This window comes from Pseudomonas sp. PA-1-6B, assembly GCF_021609545.1.
In the GTDB taxonomy this organism is placed as follows: Bacteria; Pseudomonadota; Gammaproteobacteria; order Pseudomonadales; family Pseudomonadaceae; genus Aquipseudomonas; species Aquipseudomonas fluorescens_BV.
Genome location: NZ_WJZM01000044.1, coordinates 14,425 through 40,084 on the forward strand (window position 1 = coordinate 14,425; position 25,660 = coordinate 40,084).

Sequence of the window (25,660 nt, forward strand, 5' to 3'; positions counted from 1 at the left end):
TCGCTAGCTGACTAGCGGGGATGCCTTTTTTGTTTGCGCACGATTTGTCGAGCCATTGCGGAGAACGACATGAAAAAACTCAAACTGGTGATGATCGGCAACGGCATGGCCGGGGTTCGCACCCTTGAAGAACTGCTCAAGCTGAGCAACGAGCTGTACGACATCACCGTGTTCGGCGCCGAGCCTCACACCAACTACAACCGCATCCTGCTGTCGCCGGTACTGGCCGGTGAACAAACCTTCGAAGAGATCGTGCTCAACGACCTGGATTGGTACCTGGACAACAACGTCAAACTGCTGCTCAACCGCAAAGTGGTGCAGATCGACCGAGTCAAGCGCAAAGTCATCGCCGAAGACGGCACCGAGGCCGAATATGACCGCCTGCTGATCGCTACCGGGTCCACGCCGTTTATCCTGCCAATTCCCGGCAACAGCTTGCAGGGCGTGATTGGTTACCGCGACATTGCCGACACCCAGGCGATGATCGACACCGCCAAGACCCACAAGCATGCGGTGGTGATCGGCGGCGGCCTGCTCGGCCTGGAAGCGGCCAACGGCCTGATGCTGCGCGGCATGCACGTGACGGTGGTGCACATCGGTGAATGGCTGCTGGAGCGGCAACTGGACAAGACCAGCGGCCAGCTACTGCAAACCGAACTGGAGAGCCGCGGCCTGGTGTTTCGCCTGTGCGAGCAAACCCAGGCCCTGCACGATGCCGGCAATGGCCGCGTCGGCTCGGTGCAGTTCAAGAATGGCGACATCATCCCCGCCGACCTGGTGGTGATGGCTGCCGGCATCCGCCCCAATACCGAACTCGCGGAAAAGTCCGGCATCCCCTGCAACCGTGGGATCCTGGTCAACGACACGATGCAAACCTACGACCCGCGTATCTACGCGATCGGTGAATGCGCCAGCCATCGCGGCATCGCCTATGGCCTGGTGGCGCCCTTGTTCGAACAGGCCAAGGTCTGCGCCAACCACCTGGCCCAATTGGGCTTTGCCACTTACAAGGGCTCGGTGACCTCGACCAAGCTGAAAGTCACCGGCATCGACCTGTTCTCCGCCGGCGACTTCATGGGCGGCGAAGGTACCGAAACCATCACGCTCTCCGACCCGATTGGCGGCGTGTACAAGAAGCTGGTGATCAAGGACGACATCCTGGTCGGCGCCTGCCTGTACGGCGATACCGCCGATGGCGGCTGGTATTTCCGCCAGATCCGTGAGAACCACGCCATCGGTGAAATCCGCGATCATCTGATGTTCGGTGAAAATGCACTCGGCGATGTCGGCCACCAAGGCCAGGACAAAGCCATGAGCATGGCCGACAGCGCCGAAGTCTGCGGCTGCAACGGCGTGTGCAAGGGCACCATCGTCAAGGCGATCCAGGAACAAGGGCTGTTCAGTGTCGATGAGGTGAAAAAACACACCAAGGCCGCCAGTTCCTGCGGCTCCTGTGCCGGGCTGGTCGAGCAGATCCTGATCAACACCGTGGGCGGCGCCGCCGACGTCAAACCCAAAAGTGAAAAAGCCATCTGTGGCTGCAGCGACCTCAACCACGGGCAGATCCGCCAGGCCATCCGCGAGCAGCACCTGCTGACCATCGACAGCACCATGCGCTACCTGAACTGGCGCACCCCCAATGGCTGCGCCACCTGCCGCCCGGCCCTCAATTACTACCTGATCTCCACCTGGCCCGGCGAAGCCAAGGACGACCCGCAATCGCGGCTGATCAACGAACGGGCCCACGCCAATATTCAAAAAGACGGCACCTACTCTGTGGTCCCACGAATGTGGGGGGGCGTGACCAATCCTTCGGAGCTGCGCCGCATCGCCGATGTGGCCGACAAGTACAACGTGCCGATGGTCAAGGTCACCGGCGGCCAGCGCATTGACTTGCTCGGTATCAAGAAGCAGGACTTGCCAGGGGTATGGAAGGACCTGGATATGCCGTCCGGGCATGCCTATGGCAAATCCATCCGCACCGTCAAAACCTGTGTGGGCAGCGAGTTCTGCCGGTTTGGCACGCAGAATTCGACGCAACTGGGCATCGAGCTGGAGCATGACCTGTTCAATATGTGGTCGCCCCACAAGGTCAAGTTGGCGGTCTCCGGGTGCCCACGCAACTGCTCGGAAGCGGGCATCAAGGACGTAGGCATTATCGGTGTCGACTCGGGCTGGGAGATGTACATCGGTGGCAACGGCGGGATCAAGACCGAAGTCGCGGAGTTCTTCGTCAAGGTGAAAACCGCCGAGGAAGTACGCGAATACAACGGCGCATTCCTGCAGCTATACCGCGAAGAAGCCTTCTACCTGGAGCGCACCGTGCACTACCTGCAGCGGGTGGGCATGGAGCATATCAAGAAGGCTGTGCTGGAAGACCCGGCCCGCCGCCAGGCCCTCAATGAGCGTTTGCAGTTCTCGTTGTCATTCGAGCAGGACCCATGGAAGGAACGCCTGGAACAGCCGCTGCTGAAAAAGGAATTCGACGTGATCCCCGTCAAACAACTGGAGGTCTCGCTATGAACTGGCTGGATATCTGCGCCCTCGATGAAATCAACACCCTGGGCTCGCGCATCATCAGCGGGCCCAAAGGTGACATTGCGATTTTTCGCACCAGTGACGATGAAGTCTTTGCCCTCGACGACCGCTGCCCACACAAAGGCGGGCCGCTGTCCCAAGGCTTGATCTACGGCAAGCGGGTGGCCTGCCCGCTGCACAACTGGCAGATCGACCTGGCGACTGGCCAAGCCCAGGCCCCGGATATCGGCTGCGCCCACCATCATCAGGCCCGTGTCGAAAACGGCCGTGTGATGCTGGCCCTGCGGGACGCGGGTTGATGAACCGCCAGACCACCGCGTCCACCTGTTGTTATTGCGGGGTGGGCTGCGGCGTGCTGATCGAGCATGACGGCGAACAGATCCTGGGGGTGCAAGGCGACCCCAGCCATCCGGCCAACTTCGGCAAGTTGTGCAGCAAAGGCGCGAGCCTGCACCTGACCGGCGACTTGAGCGCCCGCGCTCTTTACCCGCAATTGCGCTTGGGCAAAGAACTGGCGCGCACCCGCACCGACTGGGACACTGCCCTGGACCACGCGGCCAACGTGTTCGCCGATACCATTGCCGAACACGGGCCCGACAGTGTGGCGTTCTATATTTCCGGGCAACTGTTGACCGAGGACTACTACAGCTTCAACAAGTTGGCCCGCGCGTTGGTGGGCACCAATAATATCGACAGCAATTCTCGGCTGTGCATGTCTTCGGCGGTGGTCGGCTACAAGCGCAGCCTGGGCGCCGATGCGCCGCCGTGCAGCTATGAAGACCTGGAAAACAGCGACTGCGTGATGATCGTCGGCAGCAATATGGCCTACGCCCACCCGGTATTGTTCCGACGCCTGGAGCAAGCCAAGGCGCAACGCCCGCAGATGAAAGTGCTGGTGATTGACCCTCGGCGTACTGACACCTGCGACTTGGCCGACCTGCACTTGGCCATCTTGCCGGGAACGGATGTGGCGTTGTTCCACGGCATTTTGCATTTACTGCTGTGGGAAGACTGGATCGACCGCGCGTTTATCCAGGCCCACACCGACGGTCTGGCCGAACTCAAGCGCCTGGTGCATGACTACACGCCGCAGATGGTCACGCAGCTGTGCGGCATCAGCGTCGAACAGTTGCGCCTGTGCGCGCAGTGGGTGGGCACCTCCAGCAGCTTTTTGTCGCTGTGGTGCATGGGGCTTAACCAATCCACCGCCGGCAGCGCCAAAAACAGTGCACTGATCAACCTGCATTTAGCCACGGGGACCATTGGCCGGCCGGGCTGCGGGCCGTTTTCCCTGACCGGCCAACCGAACGCCATGGGTGGGCGCGAAACCGGCAGCCTGTCCAACTTACTGCCGGGCCACCGCGAAGCGGCCAACCCTGAACACCGCGCCGAAGTGGCGGCCTATTGGGGCGTGGAACAACTGCCCGCGACTACGGGCCTTACCGCCATCGAACTGTTTGAACAGGTGCAGGCTGGCAAGATCAAGGCGTTGTGGATCGCCTGTACCAACCCTGCCCAATCGCTGCCCGACCAGAACGCGGTGCGCGCCGCTTTGGCAGCGTGCCCGTTCGTGGTGTTGCAGGAAGCATTTCGTACCACCGAAACCGCCGCCTATGCCGACCTGCTACTGCCCGCCGCCAGTTGGGGTGAAAAAGACGGCACGGTGACCAACTCCGAGCGGCGTATTTCCCACGTGCGCCGCGCCATCAACCCACCGGGTGAAGCTCGCGCGGACTGGGCGATCACGGTGGATTTCGCACAGCGCCTGGAGCGCCGTCTGCGTCCAGGGCTGCCGAGCCTGTTCGCCTTTGAGCAAGCGGCGCAGCTGTTTGATGAATTCAAACCACTGACCCAAGGCCGTGACCTGGATATGTCCGGCATCAGCCACGCCCTGCTCGACCGGCTGGGCCCGCAGCAATGGCCGTTTCCCGAGGGTGCGCAAGCAGGTACGTCGCGCTTGTACACCGACGGCATTTTCCCTACTGACACGGGCCGGGCGCGATTTGTCGCCGAGCCTTACCGCGCCGCCAAGGAACAGCGCGATGCGCGATTCCCCCTGACCCTGATCACCGGTCGCCTGCGTGATCAATGGCACGGCATGAGCCGCACCGGCACGGCAGCGCAGCTGTTCGGGCACGTCAGTGAAGCATTGTTGAGCCTGCATCCGGATGAGCTACGCCGCCACCGCTTCAAAGAGGGTGACCTGGTCAGCCTGAAAAGCCGTCGCGGCAGCGTGATCGTCGCCGTCGGCAGCGATGACAGTGTGCGTCCCGGCCAAGCGTTTCTGCCCATGCACTGGGGCGACCGCTTTCTCAAGGGCGGCGTCAATACCCTCACTCAACCGGCGTTCGACCCTTTGTCCAAGCAGCCGGAGCTCAAGCACAGCGGCGTGCGCCTGGAAGCAGTGCAACTGCCGTGGCAGCTGTTTGCGCTGATCGAAGGCGATGTACAGCAGCACTTCGAAGCCTTGCGCCCACTGTGTGAAACCTTTGCCTACGTCAGCCTGAGCCTGGCTGGCCGTGAACGCCCCGCGCTGCTGGTGCGCGCCGCGCATACCGAGGCGCCCGACCTGCAACTCTTGACCCGTATCGACCACCTGCTGGGCCTCAACGACGGCCCGGTAATGGCCTATGACGACCCGCGCCGCTCAATCGGCAAGCGCGTAAAAATCGAGAAAGGTCGCATCACCGCCCTGCGCCTGGCCGGCGAAACACTGGCCCGTCACTGGCTGCAAAGCCTGTGGCTGGAAGGCCGGGCCGACGAGCAACTGCGGCGCTGGTTACTGGCGCCCTTGAGCGCGCCGCCGGGCGGTACAACGGCCAGCAACAAGATTGTGTGCAACTGCAAGAACGTCAGCGAAAACGCCGTGTGTGCCGGTATCGGCAGCGGCCTGGACCTGGATGGCCTCAAACAGGCCCTGGGCTGCGGCACCCAATGCGGCTCCTGCGTGCCGGAAATCAAACGTCTTTTGGCCAGCAACCCGCAGCCAATCGCCATCAGTGTGTAAGGAGAACAACATGAGCGCAAAAGTGTGGCTGGTAGGCGCAGGACCGGGTGACCCGGAGTTGCTGACCCTGAAAGCGGTACGGGCTCTGCAGGCAGCGGACGTCGTGCTGATTGATGATCTGGTCAACCCGACAGTACTGGAACACTGCACCAGCGCTCGGGTAATTACCGTCGGCAAGCGCGGGGGATGTCGCTCTACCCCGCAGGATTTCATTCACCGCCTGATGTTGCGTTATGCACGCCAGGGCAAGTGCGTAGTACGCCTTAAAGGCGGTGACCCGTGTATTTTTGGCCGCGGTGGCGAGGAGGCAACCTGGCTGCGCGAGCGTGGAGTCGAGGTGGAATTGGTCAATGGCATCACCTCAGGGCTAGCCGGGGCGACCCAGTGTGACATCCCTTTGACCTTGCGCGGGGTGAGCCGTGGAGTGACCTTGGTCACCGCGCATACCCAGGACGACAGTAGCCTGAACTGGCGTGCGCTGGCGGAGGGTGGAACCACGCTGGTGGTGTATATGGGCGTGGCCAAGCTGGAAGAAATCCGCGAACAGCTGCTCAACGGCGGCATGGCTGCGGATATGCCGGTGGCAATGATCGAAAACGCTTCGTTACCCCAACAACGCGAATGCCGCAGCTCCCTGGCGGCCATGCATGAAGCTGCAAAAGCTTTTGCGCTGAAGAGCCCGGCCATCCTGGTGATTGGCCAGGTTGCCGGCGCCGCACAGATGGCCAGCATCGCCGCTGCGGCAAGCGCCTGAGGCAAATCGCAGGCGAAAAAAAGCCCGGCCGGAGCCGGGCTTTTCTTTACTCAGTAATTACTGAGCTTGAGCTTCAACCGACGCTTCTACGCGACGGTTAACAGCGCGACCAGCTTCAGTTGCGTTGTCAGCAACTGGGCGGGATTCGCCGTAACCAACAGCATTTACACGGCTAGGAGCAACGCCGTCTTTAACCAGGACTTGCTTAACAGCGTCAGCACGACGCTGGGACAGCTTCTGGTTGTAAGCGTCTGGACCTACGGAGTCAGTGTGACCAGCAACTTCTACGTTGGTAGCTGGGTACTGAGCCATGAAGTCGGCCAGGTTTTTAACGTCGCCGTAGCTGTTAGGCTTAACAACGGCCTTGTCGAAGTCGAACTTAACGTCCAGCTCAACACGAACAACCTGAGCAACCGGAGCTTCTGGCTCTGGAACTGGCTCTGGAGCTGGTGCTGGGGTAGGAGCTGGAGCAGCTGCGCCAGCGTTACCGCCGAAGTTCACGCCCAGGCCAACCAGTGCGGAGTAGTCCCACTTGCCGTTGTCCAGACCGTAGTCAGCTTCAACACCAGCACGAGCGTACAGGTTGTTGGTGAAGTAGTACTTCACGCCGGTACCGATGGTAGCGAAAGTGGTCTGGTCGCGACCGCTGTGGCCGTCAGCCTTAACGTTGGTACGGCTCTGGTGGCCGAAACCGCCTTCAACGTATGGACGCAGGCTATCAACGCCAGCCTGACCGAAGTGGTACTGAGCAACGAGGCTGCCAGTGTCACCTTTGATCTTCTGGTTGCCAGTGCCGTCGTTCGAACGGGTGTGGTTGGTCTTGTCGTACGACAGATTCAACGACAGATCGTCGGTCAGGAAGTAACCAATGCGAGCGCCTGGGTTGAAGCCGTCTTCGATGTGCTTAACGCTATCGTTGTACTGCTTCTTGTAGAACAGCTCGCCTTCAACTGCGCCTTGGCCTTGTGCCAGAACGCCGAAAGAAGTAGCGGCAATAAGAGAACCAATGGCCAAGCCCAAGGTGTTTTTCAGTTTCATCCGTTAAATCCCCATCTGGTGATTGTAAAGCAGTCCCACAAACCGGGGGACAACTCGGCGACAAGTCTAACAGAACTTGCCTACACGTAAGAGATATTTGCTACGCACTAAGTTTCAGTCTCGCCCGCAAATTTCTCACGTAATTTATCAAGAGCACGCTTGTACCGCATTTTTGTAGCACTCAAACCCATATGCATGATGTCAGCGATTTCCTGAAATTCCAGCTCTGCGACAAATCGAAGCACCAGAATTTCGCGGTCAATCGGGTTCACATGCACCAACCAGCGATCAAGTCCGCCCTTCTCCTCGGGTGCCGGCGTCTTCTCTTCAGACGCCTCCTCAAGGGGGTCCAGACTCAAAGCGTCCATCAAGCGACGCTTTCGCCGTTCCTTCCGATACTGCGTGATGCACTCGTTGTACGTGATGCTGTACAGCCAGGTCTTGAACTTCGATTTGCCCTCGAAGTTCTTCAGGCCGTATAGCACCTTGAGCATCACTTCCTGACAGACATCATCCGCGTCTCTATCGTTCCCCAAATACCTTGAACAAACGTTGAACAGAGTGCGTTGATACCTGCGCATCAATTCTTCGTACGCGCGTGTTACGTGAAACAGCTCCGTGTGCGAGCGCGCGACCAACTCCTCATCAGAGAGCTCACGGGGGTCATAGCGCGTGGACAGCGTTTGGGCTTTATTCAAAACAAGTCGTGCCGACAGTCAGGTCAATGTCCGCTGCAACCCGGTCACCCGGGTTTGCGGCGGCGTACATTAGCAGGATTTGCCGGATTAGCGGCTACTGACCTGCTGCTCCAGGAGAATCCGGTTCGACAGCGACACCAGTTCCCCGTCATCGGTCAGCACGGTCGTCTTGACTGTGCCGATCTCCTCGATTTGCCCTTCGACCTCGCCCACACGCACCTGTTGCCCAACTTGATACAGCTCACGCACATAGATTCCCGCAAGAATCTGACCGGCAATTTCCCGGCTTCCCAACCCCATGGCCAGCGCAACTGCCAGACCAACGGTAATCAAAACAATCACAATAACGTGGTTGAGCAGGTCAGTCTTGACCTCCAACTGGCTGATCGCGACGGAAATACTGATGATGATCACCAGCCCCTGTGCGATTCGCCCCAGGCCTGCCGCGTAGTCCAACCCCACGCCTTCGGCGGCCCCGCGCACCAGCCCGTTGGCCAGTTGCGCGAGTAAAACCCCCACCAGCAGCACCAGCGCGCCGCCGAAAACTTTCGGCAAATACAGTGCCAGCATGTCGAGCGTAGCTGAAACTCGCTCAAGTCCAAGGGACTGCGCTGCAGAAACCAGAAAAATAAGTAGAACGAACCAATAGACGATCTTGCCGATCAGGGTCGAAATCGGTACTTGCAACCCTGCGCGGCCGAGCAATTTGGTCAGGCCAGTGCCGGCCATCAGGCGATCGAGCCCCAGTTTGGCGAGCAATTTGGACAGCAGGGTATCGAGCAGCTTGGCCACGACAAAACCCAGCAATACCAGGACCAGGGCACCAAACAGGTTGGGAATGAAATTCGCCACCTTGGTCCACAATGCGGTCATCGCGGTGACCAGGCTCTGGGTCCAGAGATCAAGTTCCATATTCAATCAGCCTTATCAGCAGTGCTAGCAAGAGGTTTACGACGGGAAACCGGTGATACATGGGCCGAACCGTTGTTCAGGGCCATCATCAACGCCGGCAACCAACGCCCGAGCAAACCGAACAGGTCACCCGCCCCTACCTGACGGTTGGCGGTTTTCAGTACGCGGCCCAGGCAGGCATCGTCATCACGGTTGGATGGCGAAGCATTGAGCATGTCACGCAAAGACTGTTCGAACGGATCGTGCATAGAGACCTCTCGCAAGTGATTTAAAAGACGAGGGTAAAATTCATCGGGTCACATCGGCCCTTTCTTACGTTCAGGTCATATTCAGGTCAAACCCAGCGCAATCGTCGAAACAGCCACCATTGCCCCAGTGCCACAGACACCATCAACAGGCATGCAATCATGAATCCGTAAGGGCTGGCAGAGAACGGAATGCCGCCCACATTTATACCGAGCAAACCGGTAAGAAAACTCATCGGCAAGAAGATCCCGGTGATGATCCCGAATCGGTACATGGTGCGGTTCATGCGCAGGCTCAAGCGCCGGTCTTCAGCCTCCAGCACAAGCCCCACGCGCTCTCTGGCCAATTCCAGCTCTTCCAGGTAACGGGTCAGGCTGTTGTGCAGTTCGTTCCAATAGTCGGCATCGTCGTCGCAGAACCACGCCAATTTGATTCGTGTCAGCTGGGCGAAAATATCCCGCTGGGGGGCCAGGAAGCGCTTGAGTCCGGCGGCTCTTCGACGGATCTGCAGAACGCTGCCGTGCTCCGGGGTATACCGTTCGTCGGCATCGAGTTTTTCTTCCTCGGAATCGACGATTTCAGACAAGCCAGCAACCAGATCCTGCACTTTGTTGGTCAGGTACTGAGCCATATAAAGGATGAGTTCAGACGCCGTCCTGGGGCCTTTGCCGTCTGCCAGTTGCACCAGCAACTCATCGGTAGCGCGCAAGGGGCGCAAACGCAGAGAAATCACTCGGTTGGCGGCGGCGAAGATGCGCACCGACACCATGTCTTCCGGCTCCGCGCCTGGGTTGAGATTGATTCCGCGCAGAAACAGCAGCAATTCGGCGTCCGGCAGCGGCAACAGGCGTGGACGGGTGTTTTCCTCCAGCAGCAGGTCACAGGCAAACTCGCTCAGGCCGCTGGATTTACGCAGCCAGGTCTGGGTTTGAGGATGGCTGCGATCCCAGTGCAGCCACAGGCTTTCCTGGGGCTGCAACTGCAAATCGTCGAGCTCAGTCCGGGCAATCGAACGCGCACCGCCTTTACCGTCCAGCACCAGGGCATGCACCAGCCCCCATTGCGCGTTTTCTTCTTCGAACATCCTCACCCCGATCGGTTGCGGCAGTTTATTCAGGCATTTTCAGCGGGCTGGGTGACACGATCACCCCGTTGTTATCGGCATAAATGTACTCACCGGGGCGAAACGTCACGCCTGCGAATGTCACCGGCACGTTCAGGTCGCCAAGGCCGCGCTTGTCGGTTTTTTTCGGATGAGAGGCCAGGGCCTGCACACCCAGGTCGGTCTGGGCGATGACGTCTACGTCACGGATGCACCCGTAGATCACCAGCCCTTCCCAACCATTTTTCGCGGCTTTCTCGGCAATCATGTCACCCAGCAACGCGCAGCGCAGCGAACCACCACCGTCGACCACCAGCACTTTACCAGCGCCCGGCAGGTCAGCCTGCGCCTTGACCAGGGAGTTATCCTCGAAGCATTTGAGGGTGACTATCTCTCCACCAAAGGAGTCTCGGCCACCGAAGTTGCTGAACATCGGCTCCACTACCTGCACCAGCTCCGGGTAGGCGTCACACAGGTCGGGGGTCACGTAATGGTTCATCGAGAAACTCCTGTCATCAAAGAAGAGGTCGAACATCCACGGTGTACATCAAGAAAACGCCCCGCGACAGGCATTCTTTAAGCGCCTGCGGGTGGGCGGCGGCCATGATCAAACCACGATCAGCGCAACGCAATACACGTTACGCGACTGAATATGACCAGAAGCGCGTGGCGCGTCATATCTTAGCCGCAACCATTCAAGAGTGAAACGCCCTTGGTAGAGCGTTTCGTCAAACCGCTGCGGACACCTCGGGCTGCGTACCCAACAAGGGTGTCAGCGGGTCGTTCAACCAACGCTCGACCAAAGGCCACACTTGGGCCTGGGCCGCTTTACTGACCAGCATCTGCACATGGCCGAAATCCTCGCTGAAACCTTGCTGGCGTCCCAGGCACAGGTACTGGCGATGCTCACTACCCACTTGCTCGAAGAGCTTGCGGCAGGCCCAGTCCGGGTCTTGCCGGTCTCCCGCTGCGCTCACCGCCAACAGCGGCACATCGACCTGCGCCAAGCCTTTCCACCAGTCATGCTCGGCATCGCCAAACCGGCCGAACAGGCCATTCCAACGCATCGCTTCGATCATCACGCCGGCCGGCTCGTCCTCGGGCCCACGCTTGAAGCGTGGGCCGGACAGATGGGCAAGGCGCTTGAGAATAAAGCGACCACTCCACTCCACCGGTGGAATTTTCAACGGCCAGTGGGTGCGACTGACCTGGCAGCCGAACAACGCCACCGAGGCCACCGCCGATGCATCCAAGTGCCGCCCACCCAAGGCCGCAGCCAGGGTAGTGGCACCGAGGGAATGCCCGATCCAGTGCGGAATCTGCCCGCTTTGCTCACACACAAACGCCCCCACGGCCGGCAAATCGTAGCGCGCGTAATCGGCGACACGGTTTCTGGCGTAGTCGTGATTGCGCTTGGACAAACCATGGCCGCGCATTTCCGGGATCCACACATCAAATCCGCGACGCGCCAGGTAAGCCCCCAGGCCGATACCTTTGGGCGAATACCAGAAACGCCGGTTGGAAAAACTGCCATGCAACAAAATAATCGGCGTGCCCCGGTTTTCCGGGACATCGGCCAGGCCCAAACGGGTAACCGCCAGCTCGACGGTGCCGTCCGGGCTGTTACCGGGCTTGAGCCGGTAGACGTCTTCACTCAGGTCGCCGCGACGTTCAGCACTGATCAGGGCGACAGGAAACAGATGGCTGCTGCTTTGCATAATGCTCTTGCACAAAAAAGGGCGGCGTCCGCAAGGATTCCCGCCCTGTACAGATAAGAATGCCGGTCACCCGCAACGAGTGACCGGCACTTTTGACCTTACGCCCTTAGGCGGACGCTTGGCCTTCGGCCAGGAAGAACCAGGTTTCCAGCACGGAATCGGGGTTCAGCGAGACGCTCTCGATCCCCTGCTCCATCAGCCATTTGGCCAGGTCAGGGTGGTCCGAAGGGCCTTGGCCGCAGATACCGATGTACTTGCCAGCCTTGTTACAAGCCTGGATGGCGTTGGCCAGCAGCTTCTTGACCGCTGGGTTACGCTCGTCGAACAGGTGGGCGATGATCCCCGAATCGCGGTCCAGGCCCAAGGTCAACTGGGTCAGGTCGTTCGAGCCGATGGAGAAACCGTCGAAGAACTCCAGGAACTCTTCAGCCAGGATGGCGTTGGACGGCAATTCGCACATCATGATCACGCGCAGGCCGTTCTCGCCGCGGGTCAGGCCGTTTTCTGCCAGCAGGTCCACGACCTGGCTCGCTTCGCCCAGGGTGCGCACGAACGGCACCATGATCTCGACGTTGGTCAGGCCCATCTCGTTGCGCACACGCTTGAGCGCACGGCATTCGAGCTCGAAGCAGTCACGGAAGGCTTCGCTGATGTAACGCGAGGCGCCGCGGAAACCCAGCATCGGGTTTTCTTCTTCCGGTTCGTAGAGCTTGCCGCCGATCAGGTTCGCGTATTCATTGGACTTGAAGTCCGACAGGCGCACGATGACCTTTTTCGGGTAGAACGCCGCAGCCAGGGTGCTGATGCCTTCGACCAGTTTCTCGACGTAGAAACCTACCGGGTCGTTGTAGCCAGCGATGCGCTTGTCGACGCTTTCCTTGATGTCCAGCGGCAGCCCGTCATAGTTCAGCAGTGCCTTGGGGTGCACGCCGATCATGCGGTTGATGATGAATTCCAGGCGGGCCAGGCCCACGCCGGCGTTCGGCAACTGCGCAAAATCAAAGGCGCGGTCCGGGTTGCCGACGTTCATCATGATCTTGAACGGCAGGTCGGGCATGGCATCGATGGAATTTTGCTTGATATCGAAGCCCAGCTCACCTTCGAAGATAAAGCCGGTATCGCCTTCGGCGCAGGAAACGGTCACGCCCTGGCCATCCTTGAGCAGTTGGGTGGCGTTGCCGCAACCCACGACTGCCGGAATCCCCAGCTCACGGGCAATGATCGCCGCGTGGCAGGTACGCCCGCCACGGTTGGTGACAATGGCACTGGCGCGCTTCATCACCGGTTCCCAATCCGGGTCGGTCATGTCGGAAACCAGTACGTCACCCGGCTGGACCTTGTCCATCTCGGACACGTCCTTGATGATCCGCACCTTGCCTGCGCCAATGCGTTGGCCAATGGCACGGCCTTCTACCAACACGGTGCCGGTTTCCTTGAGCAGGTAGCGCTCCATGACGTTGGCCGAAGTGCGGCTCTTCACGGTTTCCGGGCGCGCCTGCACGATGTACAGCTTGCCGTCGTCACCGTCCTTGGCCCACTCGATGTCCATCGGGCACTTGTAGTGCTTTTCGATGATCATCGCTTGCTTGGCCAACTCACTGACTTCAGCGTCGGTCAGGCAGAAACGCGCGCGCTCGGCCTTGTCGACTTCAACGGTTTTGACCGAGCGACCGGCCTTGGCCTCGTCGCCGTAGATCATCTTGATGGCCTTGCTGCCCAGGTTACGGCGCAGGATGGCCGGGCGGCCCGCTTCGAGGGTGCCCTTGTGTACGTAGAATTCGTCCGGGTTGACCGCGCCTTGTACGACTGTTTCGCCCAGGCCGTAGGCGCCGGTGATAAACACCACGTCACGGAAACCGGATTCGGTATCCAGGGTGAACATCACACCGGCAGTGCCGGTTTCCGAACGCACCATGCGCTGCACACCGGCAGACAGGGCCACCAGCTTGTGGTCGAAACCCTGGTGTACGCGGTAGGAAATCGCACGGTCGTTGAAGAGGGAGGCAAACACTTCCTTGGCCGCGCGGATCACGTTTTCGACGCCGCGAATGTTGAGGAAGGTTTCCTGCTGGCCGGCAAAGGAGGCGTCCGGCAAGTCTTCGGCGGTGGCAGAGGAACGCACGGCAACAGCCATGTCCGGGTTACCGGCCGACAGAGTGGCGAAGGCGGTGCGAATTTCTTCGTTGAGCTTCTCGGGGAACTCGGCTTCCATGATCCACTGGCGGATCTGGGCGCCGGTCTTGGCCAGGGCGTTGACGTCATCGACGTCCAGGGCGTCCAGCGCGGCGTGGATCTGGGCGTTGAGGCCGCTCAGCTCGAGGAAGTCGCGGTAAGCCTGGGCCGTGGTGGCGAAACCACCGGGCACCGAGACACCAGCGCCTGCAAGATTACTGATCATCTCGCCGAGGGATGCGTTCTTGCCCCCCACATGCTCTACATCATGGACGCCGAGCTTATCGAGGGAAACTACGTACTCTACCAAGGTGATCTCTCCACTTTCTGTGTTGGAAAAGCTCAGGACGCGGGTTGCTCAGTAGGAGCTAACGCCAGCGCTTGTGGCCTGGACCTGGAAAATAAGTGAGAATGCGGCCCACTGCGGGACGGCAAAATCGCGCCTATCATATCCAAGATTCGCCATCAGCTTAAGGCCCAGGGCTCAAATGAAACGATCTGCTTTCTTTATTTCCGACGGCACCGGCATCACAGCCGAAACATTGGGCCAGAGCCTGCTCGCGCAGTTCGAAAACATTACCTTCGCCAAATTCACCCGGCCTTATATAGACAGCGTGGATAAAGCGCGGGCCATGGTACAACAAATCAATCTGGCGGCTGAAAAAGACGGTTTTCGCCCGATCATTTTCGACACCATCGTCAATCAAGACATTCGTGAGATTCTCGCAACGTCGAATGGTTTCATGATCGACATTTTCTCCACCTTCCTGGCGCCGCTGGAACAGGAGTTGAGTGAACATTCGTCCTATTCCGTCGGAAAGTCCCATTCCATCGGGCATAACTCCAACTATATGGAGCGTATCGAGGCCGTGAACTTCGCCCTCGACAACGACGACGGTGCCCGCACCCACTACTACGACAAGGCCGACCTGATCCTGGTGGGCGTGTCGCGTTGCGGCAAGACCCCGACCTGCCTGTACATGGCCATGCAGTTCGGTATTCGTGCAGCCAACTACCCGCTGACCGAAGACGACATGGAACACCTGACCCTGCCCGCCGCCTTGCGCGCGCATTCACACAAACTGTTCGGCCTGACCATCGACCCGGACCGGCTGACCGCCATCCGCAACGAACGCAAGCCCAACAGCCGCTACTCCAGCTATGCCCAGTGCGAATTTGAAGTGCGTGAAGTAGAAAATCTGTTCCGCCGGGAGAATATTGCGCACATCAATTCCACGCATTTTTCGGTGGAAGAGATTTCGGCGAAGATTCTGGTGGAGAAGGGTGTGGAGCGGCGCTTCAAGTGATCTCTGTCGCCTGAACTGACGCTATCGCAGGCAAGCCAGCTCCCACAGTTGGAATGCATTCCCCTGTGGGAGCTGGCTTGCCTGCGATGAACGGTAACGCGGATTTACAGATGAAATCGCCCGCCCCCCTGCCCCAACGCCGTCGCCAACGCATCAAACCCCTCGCGCAATAACTGATCATCGCCCGACGTGTTGCAGATACTCGCCCGAATAAACTGCGGCACCGCCGTCTGCCCCACGGCAAACGCCTCGGCGGTGGCGATCAGGTAGTTGTTCTGCTTGAGCTCTGCCTCGATTTCCGAGGCACGCCAGGGCTCCGGTACTTCGATCCAGAAGTGCGGGCTGTTGAGGTGGGTGCGATAGGCCAGGCCGATCAATAAATCTTCGACCAGCGTCTTGCGACGGCTGATCTCGTTGATCTGCTGACGCAACAAATATTCCGCCGTGCCGTTTTCAATCCACTGGGTCGCCAGTTCCAGGGTCACAGGTGTGGCCATCCAGCAGGTCGAACGTAGCGCCGCCGAGATGCGGCTGACCAGCGCCGGCGGCGCATGCACGTAGCCCACCCGCAAACCGGCCGATACCGCCTTGCTCAGGCTGCTGATCAAGATCGTACGCTCAGGCGCGAAATAGCTGAGGGGCGGCGGACGGTCCTCCACCAGCACACCGTGGGCTTCGTCCTCCAGAATCAGCAGGTTATGTTCGCGACACACCCTGGCCAAGGCTTCGCGGCGCGCCACCGACAACACAGCGGTGGTCGGATTCTGGATAGTCGGCGTGCAGTACAACGCCGAAATACGGTGATTGCGACAGACCTCATCCAGCGCCGTGGGCAGTACGCCTTCCTCATCCATCTCCAGGCCGATCAGCCGCACCCCCAGCATACGCGCAGCGGTAATCAGCCCGGGATAAGTCAACTGCTCGGTGACCACCGTATCGCCAGCACGCAGCAACGCCATCATGGCGCACAGCAAGCCGTGCTGGCCGCCGTTGACGCAGATGACCTGCTCGGGAATCGGATGAAACTCGCGCTGCACCAGCCATTGCGCACCCGCTTCACGGTAACGCGGCAGGCCGGCGTCCGGGGTGTAGGCGCTGATGTCCTGGAGGAACTTGGCGTTGGTCGACAGGGTTTGGAAGCTCTGGGCGAGAAACACCGTCTCTTGCCCGGGAATATGCATGTTGCGGCTCATGTCGAAGTACTGGCGCGGCTCCTCGCTGAAATTACGAAAGCCCTCATCACGCTGGCGCTCCATCCCACGCTTACGCACGAAGGTGCCGTCACCTACCCGTGCAACCACCAGGCCCAGGCGTTCCAGCTCACCGTAAGCCCGGCTGATGGTGCCGATGGTCACGCCTAAATTGTCGGAAAGCACCCGATGGGGCGGCAGTTTTCGTCCCGGTTCAATCAAGCCTTCGAGGATGCCCCGTTCCATCACATCAGACAGGCGCTTGTACTTCACGCCCTGCCCGTTGGACAGGCCCTCACGCATAATTGACACCATGTCAATATTTGTTTTGACAGCCATCTTTCGCCCTAATAGTGTGCTTTTACGGGTTCAATCGCCGATAAACATAACTCATTACAAGTTCAATATAGAGTTCAATTTCGGCTCAGGGAAGCAATATACGATGCCAATGTCCGCCGTTCTCGAAAACACTGCAAAAACAAAAACGCAAAAACAGTGGCTCGCCGGGCTGGTGACCAGCGTGATGTTCCTTATCGTGTGCCTGAGTTGGGGCACTACGTGGCTGGGCATCAAGATTGCCGTCGAGAGCGTGCCGCCGCTGACATCCGCCGGCCTGCGCTTTCTGATCGCGTTTCCGCTGTTCCTGTGTTTTGCCATGGTGCGCCGTGAGCCGATCCTGTTTCCCCGGGAAAGCCGCTGGTTCTTCGTATTCGTGACCTTGTCCTACTTCAGCGTTCCCTACTATTTGCTCAATTACGGCGAAATGCATGTGTCGTCGGGCCTCACGGCCCTGCTGTTCAGCTGCATGCCAGTGTTCATCCTGATCTTCTCCGCGCTGTTCCTGCGCGAGCGCATCTATTTCTCCCAGGTGGTCGGCATCGGCATTGGTTTCGGCAGCCTTTACATGATCATCAAGAGCCAGGGCCTGCACCTGGACCACGCCGAGTTCTTCGGGGTACTGGCCATTCTGAGCGCCGCGATCATGCACGCCTTGTGCTATGTCATTACCAAACAAAAAGGCAGCGCCATCAGCGTCATCACCTACAACACCCTGCCCATCGGCATTGCCGGGCTGATGCTGTTCCTGGCTGGCCTGTGGTTTGAAACACCGACGTTCGACGACATCACCCTGCGCTCCTGGAGCGCGCTGTTCTACCTGGGGCTAGTGGCCTCGGTGGGTGGGTTCATTGTGTATTTCATGCTGCTCAAGCGCCTGAGCCCGATCATCCTGTCGTTCGTCTTCATCATCTTCCCGGTGTTCGCGGTCATCATCGGTGCCTGGTACGAAGGCGTGGAAATTTCCCGCGACCTGATGCTGTACTCGGCGATCCTGCTGGCCGGCTTTGCGATCACCAAGTTGCCGATTGAAAAACTCATGGCCAAGAAAAAGTGACCCTCAACCAACGCGAGAGAAACATGGACGTCCTCCGCCCCACCGCCCTGGAACAGATCTATGCCCACGCCAGCCGCAGCTACCCCGAGGAGTGCTGTGGTTTCGTCTTCGCCGACGGCAGCGTGTACCTGGGCAGCAATATCCAGAATGAGCTGCACCGCAAGAACCCCGAGATGTACCCACGCAGCGCGGCCAATGGCTACACCTTTTCGGTGGCCGACACCTTGCTGATGAACAAGGCGTTTCGCAGTGACAACCCGGTGGTGGTGATCTACCACTCACACCCGGATGTCGGCGCCTATTTCAGTGACGAAGACCAGGACAAGGCACTGTTCCTGGGCGAGCCGATCTTCCCCGTCAGCTATTTGGTGGTGGATGTCCGCCAGGGCCAGGCCCTGGGCTCCAAGCTGTTTGCCTGGGATGGCAAGCATTTCCCCCTTCAACCTTTCAACGACCTGCACACGGAGTTGTCCATGAACGCTGTCTCTTTCCCCGACATTCTGGTTCGCGTGGCCAAGCTGCCGGAATCGACCCTTGAGGGCGCCGGATCGACATTGCGCGAAGTCATTGAAAATCTCTGCACTCATCACCCCCAATTGCGTCAGCACCTGTTCCATGAAAAGAACAACCAGCTCAAGGAACACTTCCTGTTTACCGCCGAGGAGGCGCTGATCGAAGCCGATGAAGCCCTGCCGCCGAAATCCCGGATCGAAGTGTTGCTCGCCACCTCAGGCGGCATGGACATCGATACCCTGAGCAACGAAGAAGTGCAGCGCTACGTGCGCCACATCACCCTGCCGGGCGTCGGCCGCGAAGGCCAATTGAACCTGAAGAAAGCCAAGGTGCTGGTCATCGGTACCGGCGGGCTGGGCTCGCCCATCAGCCTGTACCTGGCCGCGGCCGGCATCGGCACCCTGGGGCTGGTGGACTTTGATGTGGTGGAAAGCAGCAACCTGCAACGCCAGATTGTGCATGGCAACAGCACCCTGGGCATGCCCAAGGTCGAGTCCGCCAAGCAGCGCCTGCTGGACCTCAATCCGCATATCCAGATCAACGCGTACAACACCGCGCTCAACAGCGACAACGCCCTGGCACTGGTGGGCGCCTATGACCTGGTGATCGACGGAACCGACAATTTCGACACCCGCTACCTAGTCAACGACGCCTGTGTGCAGTTGGGCAAACCTTTGGTGTACGGCGCTATCTACCGTTTCGACGGGCAGATCAGCGTGCTCAACTATAAAGGTGGGCCTTGCTACCGCTGCCTGTTCCCCAAGGCCCCGCCCGCTGAGCTGGCGCCCAATTGCAGCGCGGGCGGTGTGATCGGCGTGTTGCCGGGCGTGGTCGGTATGATCCAGGCCACCGAGGCGATCAAATTGCTGATCGGCATTGGCGAACCCCTGTCCGGCCGTTTGATGCGCTTTGACGCACTGGCGATGAAGTTCAGCGAGATTCGCTTCAAGCGCCGCGCTGATTGCCCCTGCTGCTCGGACCTGCGCCATAGCGAAACCGTCGCGCCGGCCACCTGCGCCGATGCCGTACCGAGCCAGCCCTCCCTGGCCGCGGAACGCTACATCAAGCCCCAGGTGCTCAAGCAAGTGCTCGAACACCCCAGCAGCGCCGATGTATTGCTCGACGTGCGGGACGCCAGCGAACTGGAAGTGTGCAAATTACCGGGCGTGGTGCATATCCCGTTGGCAGAACTGGATGGGCAACTCGCCAGCCTGAGCCGCGACAACACCCACTACCTGATCTGCTACGCAGGCGCTCGTGCCGAGCAAGCCGCCAGCACCCTGTTGGCGGCCGGCTTTGCCAACACCAAAGTCCTGCAGGGTGGCATGAAACATTGGGTTCGCGACGTCGAACCTGACATGCCGTTGTACTGAAAGTGGGGACGTGCTGATGCTGCATAACTCCATTCTCGACGTCATCGGTCAAACGCCGATCGTGCGTCTGGCCCAGTTTTCCGAAGACCTCGGCATCGAGGTCTACGCCAAGCTGGAGTCCCTCAACCCCGGCGGCAGCCACAAGGCGCGCATCGCCCTGGGCATGATCCTGGATGCCGAGCGCCGCGGCGTGCTGATCCGTGATTCCGGGCAGACCATCATCGAACCCAGTGGCGGCAACACCGGCATTGGCCTGGTGATGGCCGGCAATGTGCTGGGCTATAAAGTGGTGCTGGTGATCCCTGACAACTACAGCCCGGAAAAACAGAAGCTGCTGCGTCTGTACGGCGCCAGAGTAGTGCTGTCCGATAGCCGCCTGGGCAATAACTCCCACGGCGAAAAGTGCATGGAGCTGCAGTTGGAGAACCCCAACTACGTGATGCTCAACCAGCAACGCAATGGTGCCAACCCCCAAACCCACCGCGACACCACCGCCCCGGAAATCCTTCGCGCCTTCGGTGAACAGCGCGCGGACTACTTCGTCAGCGGCATTGGCACCGGGGGACACATCACCGGTATCGGCGAAACCCTCAAGGCCGCCTGGCCAGCGCTGCGGGTGATGGGCGTAGAACCGGAAGAGTGCGACCTGCTCAAGGACCGGCACGCGGCGCACGGGATCCAGGGCCTGTCGATCGGCCTGATCCCCAGCATCCTGAACCTGGACGTGATCGACGGCATGCTCAAGGTGTCGCACGCCGATTGCCTGGACATGATCAAACGCATCATGCGCACCGATGCCATCAGCCTGGGGCTATCTTCGGCCGCCAACATGGTTGCCATCGCCCAACTCGCCCCCGAACTGCCGCCTGAAACGGTGGTGTTGACCATGGTCTACGACAATGCCGACAGCTACCTGCCCAGTTTCGAATAACGGGGCTTCCAACCATTCAACGTACGGGGGTGTCTCCATGGGGGGCTTTATCGACATGCAACAGCTGCACGATGAGTTGCTCACCCACCTCATCACCACCCTGACGCCCAGACAGATGAAGCAGCTGGAGCCGCACCTGGCGCCGTTGATCCAGACCGCCGCCCAGGCGGTGGCCGAGGACCTGATTGCCTATGCCTATCGCGACCCCGCGTCCCGTGGGCGCGGTGAATTGATCCTGGAATCCTACGCCTCGTTCAAGGCCGTGCTGTTCTACCGCCTTGCGCACCTGGTGTGGCATTTCCAGTCCGCTGACCACGGCGATTTTTCGCGCATGGCCCTCAAACTGAGTAACCAGGGCAAGATTCTCTCCGGCGCCGAGATTCACCCGGCAGCGCGCATCGGCCGCCGCTTTGTGCTGGACCATGGCTACGGCACGGTCATCGGCGAGACCTGCGTGATCGGCAACGACTGCTACATCCTCTGCGGCGTGACCCTGGGTGCGCGCGGTATTGCCAACAACCCGGACGGCAAACGCCACCCGCGCCTGGGCAACAACGTCGAAGTCGGCGCCGGCGCCCGCGTGCTGGGCTATGTTTCGATCGGCGATAACGTGTTTATCAGCCCCTCCTGCGTGATTACCCAGGACGTGCCGGCAGGCACCAAGGTCAAGGTGGTCAACCAGATCCAACTGCAGAAAAACGATGAATCGGACCACAGCAACTACCTCGGCGCCTTCGCCCTGGATGAGCGCTTGCACGTGGTGGGCGAAGTGAGTGCCGGCCACAAGGTCACCGTGCTGGACGCCGACTTTCATCCGCTGCAAGGGCTGATGCTTGAACCCACGGTGAAAGAGCGGCACCACCTGCAGTTTCGCCTGCGTCGCCTCGACACCGGCGAACAACTGCCACGCCTGCCGCTGAACCTGAAGGTGTGCGGGCCGGAATTTGAAATCACCCTGCTCTCTCCCCCTGGCTTGAGCGCACTGGTGCGCCACCTCTTGCAAGCCACCCCATTGATCGTCGGAGGTTGAACATGTCCGTGCATACCATGGAAACCCTGGCGCTGTTTGACAGCGCGCCCTACCAGAACGCCTTCAGCGCCCGGGTGATTGCCGTCAGCGAACAAGGTATCGCCCTGGAGCACACCCTGTTCTACCCCACCGGCGGCGGGCAACCGGGCGATACCGGTCACCTCACCCTGGCCGAAGGCACCCGGGTGCAAGTGACCGGCACCGTGCGCGACCCGGTGTTGCGCTCGATCATCTGGCACCAGGTGGATCACTGCCCCGAACAGTTGGCCGCTGGCGTCCAGGTCGACGCCGGGCTGGATTGGGAGCGGCGCTACCAGCACATGAAGATGCACACTTGCCTGCACTTGCTGTGCTCCCTCATCGACGCGCCCGTGACCGGTTGCAGCATCAGCGCAGATAAAGGCCGCCTGGATTTCGACCTGCCAGAAATGACCCTGGACAAAGACCGCCTCACCCAAGACCTCAACGCCCTTATCGAACAAGCCCACGCGGTCAAAACTCTGTCGATGCCTGCCACCGAGTACGCGACCCTGCTGCAGATCACCCGTACCCAGGCGGTTGCGCCGCCGGTGGTCTCGGGTTCGGTACGGGTGATTGAAATCCCCGGCATCGATATCCAGCCCTGCGGCGGTACCCATGTACTCAATACCGAGGAAATCGGCCGGGTGTTCTGCGAGAAGATCGAGAAAAAGAGCAAGCACAACCGCCGGGTGATACTGCGGTTTGAATAGATTCTGAAGCAGAAACTTCAGTCAACTGTGGGAGCTGGCTTGCCTGCGATAGCTGACATCCAGTCAATTCATGTGGGGCTGACACACCGCTATCGCAGGCAAGCCAGCTCCCACAGCGACCGTGCTGTTTTTCAGATCGTGAACAGGTCCATGAAACGGTTCACAGGTGTCGCTTCAAGCCGCGCCTGGTCCTTGCACAGGGCAACAATCTCAGCGCTGCGTTGCGCAGTGAACCGCGTGGCCAGGTTGGCCTTGAACTTGTCTTCCAGCAGTGGAATGCCGTCCACCCGACGACGACGATGGCCAATCGGGTACTCCACCACCACCTGCTCGGTGCAGGTGCCATCCGTGAAAAACACCTGCACCGCGTTGGCAATCGAGCGCTTGTCGGCCTCCAGGTATTCGCGGCTGTAGCGCGGGTCTTCGACGATAGCCATCTTGTCGCGCAGCTCATCGATGATCGGGTGGGCCGCGTGGAAATCATCTTCATACTGCTCGGCCACCAGATTGCCGAACGCCAAGGGCACGGCGGTCATGTATTGCAGGCAGTGGTCGCGATCGGCGGCATTCGCCAATGGGCCGACCTTGGAAATAATGCGAATCGCCGACTCATGGGTAGTGATCACGATACGGTCGATTTCATGCAAACGATGCTTGACCTGCGGATGCAGGGCGACTGCCGCTTCACAGGCGGTTTGCGCGTGAAACTCGGCAGGGAAGCTGATCTTGAACAGCACGTTTTCCATCACATAGGTGCCGTAGGCTTGGGGCAGGCTGAAAGCTCGCTTGTCCTCGGGCTTGAGCGCCAGGTCCTTGTTGGTGTGGCTGAACAGCACGTCATAGAAGCCCCACTGCGGCGCACTCAACACGCCGGGGATGCCCATTTCGCCACGCAGGGCGATGTCTGCCAGGCGCACGCCGCGGCTCGATGCATCGCCTGCAGCCCAGGATTTGCGCGAGCCGGCATTCGGTGCATGGCGATAGGTGCGTAGCGCCTGGCCATCGACAAAGGCGTGGGACAACGCCGATAGCAGCTGCTCGCGGTTGGCGCCCATCAGCTTGGCGGTGACCGCCGTGGTAGCGACTTTCACCAGCAACACATGGTCGAGGCCTACCCGGTTGAAGGAATTCTCCAAGGCAATCACCCCTTGGATTTCGTGAGCCATGATCATCGCTTCCAGCACTGCACGCACGGTCAGCGGCGCGTCGCCATTGGCCAGGCGCTTTTGCGACAGGTGATCGGCCACGGCGAGGATGCCGCCAAGATTGTCTGAAGGGTGGCCCCATTCGGCGGCAAGCCAGGTGTCGTTGTAGTCGAGCCAGCGCACGATGCAACCGATATCCCAGGCGGCCTTGACCGGGTCCAGGCGAAACGAAGTGCCCGGCACCCGTGCACCGAACGGCACCACGGTACCCTCGACCATCGGCCCCAGGTGCTTGGTGCACTCGGGGAAGCGCAGGGCCAGCAGGCCACAGCCGAGGGTGTCCATCAGGCAGTTGCGGGCGGTATCCAGGGCGTCCTGGGAGTCAATGCGGTAGTTGAGGACGTAGTCGGCGATGCCCTGCAAAACCGGGTCGTAGTCGGGGCGGTTGTTCTGGTCGACGTTGGCGCTCATGGCAGTTCTCCTAAATAGGTGGGTTTATTCCTCAAGCTCACGGTTGATCATCAGGGCGGGTCTGGTTGCCCGCCTTGGAATAAAGATTCCTTGTGGGAGCGGGCTTGCCCGCGATTGCGATTTTTCAGTTGATAAAGATGTCGACTGATACTCCGTCATCGCGGGCAAGCCCGCTCCCACAGGGGTTCTGTGTAGACCTTTAGAACGCGTCGCCGGGAATGCGCACGTAGCCTTCCATCAACACCCGCGCACTGCGGCTCATGATGGCTTTTTTCACCACCCATTCACCGTCCACCTGGCTGGCCTCGGCCCCCACACGCAAGGTGCCGGACGGGTGCCCGAAGCGCACGGCATTGCGCTCTACGCCACCCGCCGCCAGGTTGACCAAGGTGCCGGAAATTGCCGCGGCGGTGCCAATCGCCACCGCCGCGGTGCCCATCATCGCGTGGTGCAGTTTGCCCATCGACAAGGCGCGCACCAGCAGGTCCACATCGCCGGCCTTGATCGCCTTGCCGCTGGAGGCCACGTAATCTGCAGGCTTGGCGACGAACGCCACCTTGGGCGTGTGCTGGCGCTGGGCGGCTTCGTCCAGGTGTTGGATCAGGCCCATGCGCAACGCGCCATACGCTCGCACGGTCTCGAACATCGCCAGGACCTTGGGGTCGCTGTTGATCGCGCCTTGCAGCTCGGTACCGGTGTAGCCCAGGTCTTGGGCATTGATGAAAATCGTCGGGATACCGGCGTTGATCAACGTGGCCTTGAAGGTACCGACGCCGGGCACCTCCAGGTCGTCGACGAGGTTGCCGGTGGGGAACATCGAACCCCCACCGCCCTCTTCTTCCGCCGCCGGGTCCATGAATTCCAACTGCACTTCGGCGGCCGGGAAGGTCACGCCGTCCAGTTCAAAGTCGCCGGTTTCTTGCACCGCGCCGTCAGTGACCGGCACGTGGGCGATGATGGTCTTGCCGATATTGGCCTGCCACACCCGCACCACGGCCACGCCGTTATGGGGTACGCGGGCCGCATCGACCAGGCCGGCACTGATGGCGAACGAACCCACCGCCGCCGACAGGTTGCCGCAGTTGCCGCTCCAATCGACAAATGGCTTGTCGATGGAGACCTGGCCAAACAGGTAATCCACGTCGTGATCGGCGCGGCTGCTTTTGGCCAGGATCACGGTCTTGCTGGTGCTCGAGGTGGCCCCACCCATGCCGTCGATCTGCTTGTCATAGGGGTCGGGGCTGCCGATCACCCGCAGCAACAAGGCGTCGCGTGCCGGGCCCGGCACCTGCGCCGCTGCGGGCAGGTCCTTAAGGCTGAAGAACACGCCCTTGCTGGTGCCGCCACGCATGTAGGTGGCGGGGATCTTGATTTGCGCTACGTGTGCCATG

General features: G+C 60.2%; 21 protein-coding genes. 10 read left to right on the plus strand and 11 right to left on the minus strand.

Annotated features, from left to right (window positions below; all coding sequences use genetic code 11):
- Positions 1-69 precede the first annotated feature (69 nt).
- Genes nirB through cobA form a run of 4 tightly spaced genes read left to right on the plus strand, consistent with a single transcriptional unit; the run spans position 70 to position 6,299 of the window.
- Positions 70-2,523: a nitrite reductase large subunit NirB gene (gene nirB / locus GIV35_RS19510; protein ID WP_034128365.1), complete on the plus strand. Its 2,454-nt coding sequence runs from the start codon at positions 70-72 to the stop codon at positions 2,521-2,523.
- Positions 2,520-2,837: a nitrite reductase small subunit NirD gene (gene nirD, locus GIV35_RS19515; RefSeq protein WP_200649260.1), complete on the plus strand. Its 318-nt coding sequence runs from the start codon at positions 2,520-2,522 to the stop codon at positions 2,835-2,837. Before nirB ends, nirD begins: the two co-directional genes overlap by 4 nt.
- Entirely contained in the window at positions 2,837-5,545 is a 2,709-nt protein-coding gene (locus tag GIV35_RS19520) for a nitrate reductase (RefSeq protein ID WP_223023632.1), read from the plus strand. The genes nirD and GIV35_RS19520 overlap by 1 nt, the downstream gene beginning before the upstream one ends.
- Positions 5,546-5,555: 10 nt before the next feature.
- Positions 5,556-6,299: a uroporphyrinogen-III C-methyltransferase gene (gene cobA, locus GIV35_RS19525; protein ID WP_236264462.1), complete on the plus strand. Its 744-nt coding sequence runs from the start codon at positions 5,556-5,558 to the stop codon at positions 6,297-6,299.
- A gap of 57 nt (positions 6,300-6,356) precedes the next feature.
- Here cobA and GIV35_RS19530 read toward each other — a convergent pair whose 3' ends face one another.
- The 8 genes from GIV35_RS19530 to ppsA all read right to left on the minus strand — a co-directional run bounded on the left by GIV35_RS19530 (position 6,357) and on the right by ppsA (position 14,495).
- Complete coding sequence (locus tag GIV35_RS19530; RefSeq protein ID WP_105227786.1) at positions 6,357-7,337, minus strand: OmpA family protein; 981 nt, start codon at positions 7,335-7,337, stop codon at positions 6,357-6,359.
- 107 nt (positions 7,338-7,444) lie between these two features.
- A complete protein-coding gene (sigX, locus tag GIV35_RS19535) occupies positions 7,445-8,035 on the minus strand; it encodes an RNA polymerase sigma factor SigX (protein WP_046382425.1) in 591 nt (196 codons plus the stop codon).
- 87 nt (positions 8,036-8,122) lie between these two features.
- Entirely contained in the window at positions 8,123-8,947 is an 825-nt protein-coding gene (locus GIV35_RS19540; RefSeq protein ID WP_003193288.1) for a mechanosensitive ion channel family protein, read from the minus strand.
- A gap of 2 nt (positions 8,948-8,949) precedes the next feature.
- Positions 8,950-9,195: a hypothetical protein gene (locus GIV35_RS19545; protein ID WP_014719486.1), complete on the minus strand. Its 246-nt coding sequence runs from the start codon at positions 9,193-9,195 to the stop codon at positions 8,950-8,952.
- 86 nt (positions 9,196-9,281) lie between these two features.
- Positions 9,282-10,277 carry a zinc transporter ZntB gene (locus GIV35_RS19550; protein WP_054897192.1) on the minus strand — a complete coding sequence of 332 codons (996 nt, stop codon included), beginning with the start codon at positions 10,275-10,277 and terminating at the stop codon, positions 9,282-9,284.
- Between the two features lie 25 nt (positions 10,278-10,302).
- A complete protein-coding gene (rraA, locus tag GIV35_RS19555) occupies positions 10,303-10,794 on the minus strand; it encodes a ribonuclease E activity regulator RraA (RefSeq protein WP_014719488.1) in 492 nt (163 codons plus the stop codon).
- A 229-nt stretch (positions 10,795-11,023) separates the two neighbouring features.
- Positions 11,024-12,013 (minus strand): alpha/beta fold hydrolase, encoded by a 990-nt coding sequence (locus GIV35_RS19560; protein WP_105227792.1) that lies wholly within the window; start codon positions 12,011-12,013, stop codon positions 11,024-11,026.
- A 106-nt stretch (positions 12,014-12,119) separates the two neighbouring features.
- Complete coding sequence (gene ppsA, locus GIV35_RS19565; protein ID WP_003193296.1) at positions 12,120-14,495, minus strand: phosphoenolpyruvate synthase; 2,376 nt, start codon at positions 14,493-14,495, stop codon at positions 12,120-12,122.
- Positions 14,496-14,673: 178 nt separating this feature from the next.
- Between ppsA and ppsR the strand changes: the two genes are divergently transcribed.
- Positions 14,674-15,492 (plus strand): posphoenolpyruvate synthetase regulatory kinase/phosphorylase PpsR, encoded by an 819-nt coding sequence (gene ppsR, locus GIV35_RS19570; RefSeq protein WP_003193298.1) that lies wholly within the window; start codon positions 14,674-14,676, stop codon positions 15,490-15,492.
- A gap of 104 nt (positions 15,493-15,596) precedes the next feature.
- Here the strand turns inward: ppsR and GIV35_RS19575 are convergent, their stop codons facing one another.
- Positions 15,597-17,021, minus strand: a complete 1,425-nt coding sequence (locus tag GIV35_RS19575) for an aminotransferase-like domain-containing protein (protein ID WP_213153651.1) — start codon at positions 17,019-17,021, stop codon at positions 15,597-15,599.
- 109 nt (positions 17,022-17,130) lie between these two features.
- On the opposite strand from GIV35_RS19575, the gene GIV35_RS19580 reads away from it, so the two are divergent.
- The 5 genes from GIV35_RS19580 to GIV35_RS19600 are packed head-to-tail and all read left to right on the plus strand — an operon-like array spanning position 17,131 to position 22,653.
- On the plus strand, positions 17,131-18,075 hold the full coding sequence (locus tag GIV35_RS19580) for a DMT family transporter (protein WP_034128416.1): 945 nt from the start codon (positions 17,131-17,133) through the stop codon (positions 18,073-18,075).
- A gap of 23 nt (positions 18,076-18,098) precedes the next feature.
- A complete protein-coding gene (gene moeB, locus GIV35_RS19585; RefSeq protein ID WP_236264461.1) occupies positions 18,099-19,961 on the plus strand; it encodes a molybdopterin-synthase adenylyltransferase MoeB in 1,863 nt (620 codons plus the stop codon).
- A gap of 16 nt (positions 19,962-19,977) precedes the next feature.
- Positions 19,978-20,892, plus strand: a complete 915-nt coding sequence (locus GIV35_RS19590) for a PLP-dependent cysteine synthase family protein (protein ID WP_105229178.1) — start codon at positions 19,978-19,980, stop codon at positions 20,890-20,892.
- Between the two features lie 37 nt (positions 20,893-20,929).
- Complete coding sequence (locus GIV35_RS19595; protein ID WP_105227796.1) at positions 20,930-21,922, plus strand: serine O-acetyltransferase; 993 nt, start codon at positions 20,930-20,932, stop codon at positions 21,920-21,922.
- A gap of 2 nt (positions 21,923-21,924) precedes the next feature.
- Entirely contained in the window at positions 21,925-22,653 is a 729-nt protein-coding gene (locus GIV35_RS19600; protein WP_236264460.1) for an alanyl-tRNA editing protein, read from the plus strand.
- Positions 22,654-22,784: 131 nt separating this feature from the next.
- Here the strand turns inward: GIV35_RS19600 and prpD are convergent, their stop codons facing one another.
- Positions 22,785-24,269, minus strand: coding sequence for a 2-methylcitrate dehydratase (gene prpD / locus GIV35_RS19605; protein ID WP_105227800.1), 1,485 nt, complete (start codon positions 24,267-24,269; stop codon positions 22,785-22,787).
- Positions 24,270-24,468: 199 nt separating this feature from the next.
- The gene (prpF, locus tag GIV35_RS19610) at positions 24,469-25,659 is read right to left on the minus strand and encodes a 2-methylaconitate cis-trans isomerase PrpF (RefSeq protein WP_236264459.1); all 1,191 of its coding nucleotides are present in this window, start codon (positions 25,657-25,659) and stop codon (positions 24,469-24,471) included.
- Between the last annotated feature and the right edge of the window lies 1 nt (position 25,660).